At 35.1% G+C, this 1,737-nt stretch carries 1 protein-coding gene; it reads right to left on the bottom strand.

Features of this window, described 5'->3' with window-relative positions; translation table 11 throughout:
- Positions 1–1,568 (bottom strand): reverse transcriptase family protein (locus tag ACVFVN_RS14655; RefSeq protein ID WP_456235858.1); only part of this gene is annotated, 1,568 nt, incomplete at its 3' end.
- Positions 1,569–1,737 lie beyond the last annotated feature (169 nt).

The following is a 1,737-nucleotide window of genomic DNA, read 5'->3' as shown; positions in this document are numbered from 1 at the left end:
TGATAACAGATGGTATTTTCAACCTCTCCTATTACTTTTTCAATAGCTCTTTGAAAAATTGCACTTGCCGTTTTTATGCCATACGGCATCCTTTTCCACCTTAACAGGCCTATGGGCGTGTTTATGGTCGTCACTTCTTTAAAATGTTCATTTATCGGTATTTGGTGGTAAGCTGATTTTAGGTCTATTTTCGAAAATACTTTCATTCCAGCAAGTTTATGTAAAGCTACTTCCACATTCGGAATAGGGTAAGAGTCAGCACAAACTTTATGGTTCACCCCTATTTTATAATCTCCACAAATTCTCAAATCGTGATCTTTTTTTTTCAATACCACGATGGGTGATGCCCATTTACTTCCCCCTGGAGGGGCAGGTTCTAACAAGTCTTCCTGTATTAATTTTCGCAACTTCGCTATTACCAACGGTAACAAATGCACAGGTATTTTTCTCGCTTCGTAGTATGAGGGGGAAACATTTTCTTTTAATTTCAGGCTAGCTTCGTAATTTTTTAGCTTTCCTGTTTTTTCCATTTCCATCTCATTAATCAACTTCGTTGAATTTAATTTTAACACATCATTCCCCAGTAATCCATGCGTTTTTCTGCAATTTGTAACTATAATGGGTACTATTTCATATTTTTCTTTTAGTTCTATTGAACCTTCAAAGTAACCCATAATTGCTATAATCGAGCCATCAAACTGACGTAACTGTATGTTACTTTTTTTTAACAATGGTTTTCCCATTTTTTCCCACAGATTTCTGGGTATTATCGTGACTTCACTACCTGTGTCAATTTGCATTTCAACAATACAGTCGTTGATTTTCGCCTTTATTTTTGTATCCTCGTTCTTAGATCCCGTATTTTGTATATTCTCCTTTTTTACATTAAAAATCTGTCTCTTTTCATTCTCTATTCTTTCCACATTTTTCGTTTTACATACTTCTTTGAAGTGATTCTTTTTTAAACACTTTGAACATATTTTTCCATAAGCTGGACATTTTTCTTTTTTCATTTCATGAATTTTTCCACAATACGTACAATTTTTTCTTTTTGTTTGTATCGTATATGTCTCAGCCATTATTTCTTCGTGGGATTTACTTTGATTGTAGGTATGAATTAATTCTTGCTGTTGGATGAAATCTATGCACATATTCAAGGGCATGTTTATAAGTTGTAACTGTTCCATTAACTTATATCTATGTGCTGAATTATGCATACCTTCAATTAATCTTAGTTGGATCAATTCTTCTTCCGTTGTCTGCTCTCTTGTTCCTAATTTTTCAAATTCGCAGTATTTACTAGCACTTTTTAACCGGTGTAAATATTTTACTATCGGTTCATTTATTTCTTGCTTCATTGCCATAAATTTGGTCCTTTCAGCAATCACCAGTCTTTTCTTTGGCTTCATGTTTCCCTTGATAACTTGACTTATTTCTTCAAAAGTCATTTCTTCTAGTTCTCGAGGGTAAACCATTGTAGCAACCTTCATAATCGCTTCACAACCAGCGGTAGCCATGAACAAGTCGGTGATTTCATTTTCCCCTCCTCCGTTTTTGTTGTCTTTCAATTTTTTGCCTCGTGCATTCGCAGAAAAACAACGAATCCATGTATCTACGAATTCTGGGTCTTCAAGGACCAGAGATTGTAATATCGGCGACGCCATTGTCGTGTCGTGAATATCGCTAAGTAAGCGTTTGACCTCCGTTCTTGTTGGTGTCCATTTCTATATATGAGCT

This window comes from Soonwooa purpurea, assembly GCF_053891095.1.
This window is presented reverse-complemented; position numbering and strand designations above follow the sequence as displayed.